Raw genomic sequence first — 4,736 nt, forward strand, 5'->3', positions numbered from 1 at the left:
TTTAAAATTATGGTGTAGGGTTTTTAAAAAACTAATTTTCATTTTCATTAAATAAGTTTCTATACACTAATGTAGCTTTAGATTTGTTGTTATTTTGAATTTCATTTAAAGTATTTTCGTAATACAATTTAAGAATATCGGGTTCTACAACTCTAATATTATACATCCATTGAAACAACCAACCCAACAATTCTCTGTTTATACCACACTCTAAATGCATTATTGTGTTACCATTTTTCTTTGAAAATTTTTGAGTAGCATGCCAATGATTGTTTTTTATAAACCCCGCTAAAACTGAGGAAACTTCTAAAACAATTTTATAGGTATGTTCATTAATATTTTTAGAAACACCAAATCGTTTATTTAACTCATCATCAAACATTTTGCTTCGTTCTGCAAACATTTCACATTGGTTTGACAAGGCCACTTTTTCTATTTGATTAATCCCAAAAATCTGTATACATTTTTTTACAATATTATAGCCACCTACATAATAAGAATCTCGATGAATGAGTATTTGAATGGGTTGAAAAAATATATTTTTAGTTTCAAAATTATTATTATCGCCCGTTTCGTCATTTTTAATTTCTGAAATAACAATAGATTTACTTTCTTTTATTGCATTTTCAATAGCATTTAAATTAAAGTCAATGTACTTTGACTTGGATTGCACATAAAAGTTTGTGTTTTTATATATTTTATTTTCGTTTGCACTTGTAAAATCACTTTCACTTATATCAATAAAAAAATATTTTAATTTATCTTTTCTAAATGACTTAAGAGTTTCATTATTTGATAGTAGTAACGCTATATCTTTAAAATCTCTTTGGAGTTGTCTAATGGAACTATTGCTATTTTGCTCAGAAAGTTGCGCCAATAACTCGTGAGTTGTGCAAGGCTTTGCTTTTAGCGCCTTAATTAAAAATAGTAATCTTTTAAGCTGTTTCATATACGTCATTTAATGGCGTAAATATAAATAAAATGTAGAATATGTACTACAAATATTTATTTTTGTTTAAAGTAATAGTTGAGACCAGACACAACATAAAAAAACGGGGCGGAACTGAAAAGCCATATGAGTAGGAAAAATAATAAATAAAAAAATATGAAAAAAATATTATTTATTTTAATATTATCTTTGACCATTAAAATGAATGGACAAGCACCTTCAATTCAATTATCAAAATGTATAGGTTCTCCTCAAGGAAATGATTTTGGAAGCAGTATTTTACAAACTAGTGATGGAGGATACATTCTTGGATGTACAACTGGCTATTATGCGCCTAATTCCGTGCCAAATGGAGAAAATGGAGATATAGTTGGAGGCAATGGAAATGGGTTTCGAATATTTAAAATAGGAGCTTCTGGAAATATCATATGGCAAACCTATGTAAACGGACTTAATAATGTTAACTCTCTTGCAAGTGTTTTAACTTCTATGGTAGCTACAAGTGACGGCTCCTATATTGTTATGGGGACAACGAATGCTACAAATTGGGGTAGTTCCTCCTATTCTGCTACAACAAATAAAATATGTCTAGCAAAAATAAGTTCAAGTGGGGTCATTTTATGGCAAAAAATGTGTACGTCACCATTTAACAATGAACTTTATGGAAATAATATAAAAAAAACCAATGATGGAGGTTACATAATTACAGGAACAGCTAACGGACCAGAAACTGCAGGAAATGATTATTGCATAATTAAACTTGACTCAAATGCTAATTTAGTATGGACTAAAATTTATGGAACTCCAAACGTTGACAATGCAACTGATGTTATACAATGTCCTGACGGAGGATATTTAATAAATGGATATGTAACAAATGCATCGGGTGCATTTCCCCCAGTTGTTGTTGTTCCTAAAGGGGGTAGAGATATGCTGGTTATAAAAGTAAATTCGTTAGGTGAATATATGTGGGCAAAATGCTACGGTGGGACTGGAGATGAGACAGGCGCTAAATTATTAAATACAACGGATGGGGGTTTCCTCATAACAGGAACTACAAATTCAAATAACCTAGATGTAAGTAATAATCATGGGGGTAATGATAATTGGATTGTTAAAACAAATTCTATTGGCGACATTCAGTGGCAAAAAACTTATGGGGGAACAAGTGATGATTTTATTTGTGACATTATTAAATCTTCAGATGGGAATTATGTTTTTTCTTCAAGAATATTTTCAAATAATGGCGATATTACATTTAATAACGGAAATAATAAATCGGATGCTTGGATAGTAAAGATAAATCAAACAGGAACTATTTTGTGGCAGAAATCATTTGGTGGTTCAGGAACTGATGAAGCAAATTCAATAATACAGACAACTGATAGTGGCTTTGCATTAACTGGTGCATCAAATTCACCTGATGGAGACATTATTGGATATCATAATCCAGGATATCCTAATCCTCCGAGTGATATAATGGGTATTAAATTTAGCCAAGATAATTTATCTACAAATATATTTAACAAAGATCAAATATTAATTTACCCAAATCCAGCAAATGATGTTATGCAATTTAAATCTACAGAAATGGTTGAAAAAATTTCCATTTATAATTCTTTAGGGCAACTAGTTCAAGAAGAAAAAATAAATGCTTTAGAAGGCACAATAAATATTGAAAAACTAACTCAAGGAACGTATTTGGTAAAAGTTAACGATTTAGATAAAGGGTATACTGTTATTAAAAATTAGTTTATTTTCCTGCAAGGTATATATTGACCTTATAGTTATTTTAAATGCACACCTACAAGGATTTTGAAATCTTGCAGGAAGAAAAAAATTAATTATTAAACTCATTTAATTAACAAATAAAGCTCAAAAACATACATTTTTGAGCTTTATTTTTGTTTTTACTGAGCTTGAAATTTATGAAGCGATTTCCAAACGTTTCAATAAATTTTTGCTTAATGTATTTTCAGCATACGTTTTAGTTACTTGTAATACTTTGTCTTCCGAGCTTGGTAATTCGTACATTGCATCGGTTAAAATGGCTTCACATAAACTACGTAAACCACGAGCGCCTAATTTATATTCCAACGCTTTTTCCACAATGAAATCTAAAGCATCATCATCTATGGTAAAAGCCACTTCATCAATTTCAAATAATTTTTGATATTGCTTAATTAAAGCGTTTTTTGGCTCAGTTAAAATAGCACGTAACGTTTTAGCATCCAATGGATCCATATGCGATAAAACCGGCATACGCCCAATTATTTCAGGAATTAGTCCAAATTCTTTTACATCACGAGGAATAATATATTGCAATAAATTATCGGCATCTACTTTATCTAATTCTTTAGACGCACTAAATCCCATCGCTTGACGGTTCAACCGTTTTGAAATGATGCGTTCCACACCATCAAAAGCACCACCTGCAATAAATAAAATGTTCTGAGTATTCACCTCAACAAACTTTTGATCGGGATGTTTTCTACCGCCTTTTGGTGGCACATTTACAATAGAGCCTTCCAGTAGTTTTAGCAATGCTTGTTGTACACCTTCTCCAGAAACATCTCTTGTGATTGAAGGATTGTCGCTTTTACGAGCAATTTTATCAATTTCGTCAATAAAAACAATACCTCTTTCGGCTTTAGCTACATCGTAATCAGCAGCTTGAAGCAAACGGGTTAAGATACTTTCTACATCCTCACCTACATAACCTGCTTCGGTTAAAATAGTGGCATCTACAATCGCTAAAGGCACGTTTAACATTTTTGCAATGGTTTTTGCTACTAATGTTTTTCCTGTTCCGGTTTGTCCAACAATTAAAATGTTACTCTTTTCAATTTCTACATCGTCGTCAGTAACTTTTTGAGACAATCTTTTGTAGTGATTATATACAGCAACGCTTAATACTTTTTTGGTTTGTTCTTGCCCAATTACATATTCGTTTAAAAAGGCATTTATTTCTTTTGGTTTACGCAATATTAAATCGCCAAAAGCTTCAGAATCTGTTGTTCCTTTTAGCTCTTCTAATACTATTCCGTGTGCTTGCTCTATACATTTTTCGCAAATATGCGAATCAATACCTGCGATTAATAAACTTGTTTCTGGCTTTTTTCTACCACAAAACGAACATTCTAATACTTCTTTTGCCATTATTTTGGGTGTTGGGTGTTGGGTGTTGGGTGTTGGGTGTTGGGTGTTAGGTGTTAGGTGTTAGGTGTTGGGTGTTGGGTAACAACTTTCAAAATATTTATACCCATTACTCAAATCCTTATTCCCTTAACCTTTTACCCTTAACCTCATACCTATTCATTATCTTCTCAATACTTCATCAATCATTCCGTATTCTTTTGCTTCGTCTGCAATCATCCAATAGTCGCGTTCGCTATCTTTAAATACTTTTTCAATTGGTTGTTTCGAGTGTGATGAAATAATTTGATACAATTCATCTTTCAATTTCAACATTTCTCTTAAGTTAATTTCCATATCGGTAGCCACACCAGAAGCACCTCCAGATGGTTGGTGAATCATTACACGAGAATGTGGTAATGCCGAACGTTTTCCTTCAGCACCTGCACATAATAAAACGGCACCCATTGATGCTGCCATTCCAGTACAAATTGTCGCTACATCAGGTTTAATGTATTGCATAGTATCATAAATACCTAAACCTGCATATACACTTCCACCTGGCGAATTGATATAAATTTGAATGTCTTTAGAAGCATCTACACTTTCTAAAAACAATAATTGTGCTTGAATAATATTTGCCATATAATCG

General features: G+C 31.9%; 4 protein-coding genes. 1 reads left to right on the forward strand and 3 read right to left on the reverse strand.

The features are described from left to right. Positions 1-31: 31 nt before the first annotated feature. Positions 32-949, reverse strand: coding sequence for a WYL domain-containing protein (locus tag ACIQ11_RS08860; protein WP_396154282.1), 918 nt, complete (start codon positions 947-949; stop codon positions 32-34). 156 nt (positions 950-1,105) lie between these two features. Between ACIQ11_RS08860 and ACIQ11_RS08865 the strand changes: the two genes are divergently transcribed. Continuing rightward, the gene (locus tag ACIQ11_RS08865) at positions 1,106-2,701 is read left to right on the forward strand and encodes a T9SS type A sorting domain-containing protein (RefSeq protein ID WP_396154283.1); all 1,596 of its coding nucleotides are present in this window, start codon (positions 1,106-1,108) and stop codon (positions 2,699-2,701) included. 174 nt (positions 2,702-2,875) lie between these two features. On the opposite strand, the gene clpX is transcribed toward ACIQ11_RS08865, so the two are convergent. Next, positions 2,876-4,108 carry an ATP-dependent Clp protease ATP-binding subunit ClpX gene (gene clpX / locus ACIQ11_RS08870; RefSeq protein WP_396154284.1) on the reverse strand — a complete coding sequence of 411 codons (1,233 nt, stop codon included), beginning with the start codon at positions 4,106-4,108 and terminating at the stop codon, positions 2,876-2,878. Positions 4,109-4,267: 159 nt separating this feature from the next. Then, positions 4,268-4,736: ClpP family protease (locus ACIQ11_RS08875; protein ID WP_396154285.1), on the reverse strand; the 469-nt coding region annotated here is incomplete at its 5' end.

It is taken from the genome of Flavobacterium sp., assembly GCF_044361065.1.
In the GTDB taxonomy this organism is placed as follows: Bacteria; Bacteroidota; Bacteroidia; order Flavobacteriales; family Flavobacteriaceae; genus Flavobacterium.

What these genes read in the sequence shown, in the direction of transcription:
- ACIQ11_RS08860 (WP_396154282.1), bottom strand. Translation starts at nt 949, where the DNA reads ATGAAACAGCTTAAAAGATTACTATTTTTAATTAAGGCGCTAAAAGCA.
- ACIQ11_RS08865 (WP_396154283.1), top strand. Translation starts at nt 1,106, where the DNA reads ATGAAAAAAATATTATTTATTTTAATATTATCTTTGACCATTAAAATG.
- clpX (WP_396154284.1), bottom strand. Translation starts at nt 4,108, where the DNA reads ATGGCAAAAGAAGTATTAGAATGTTCGTTTTGTGGTAGAAAAAAGCCA.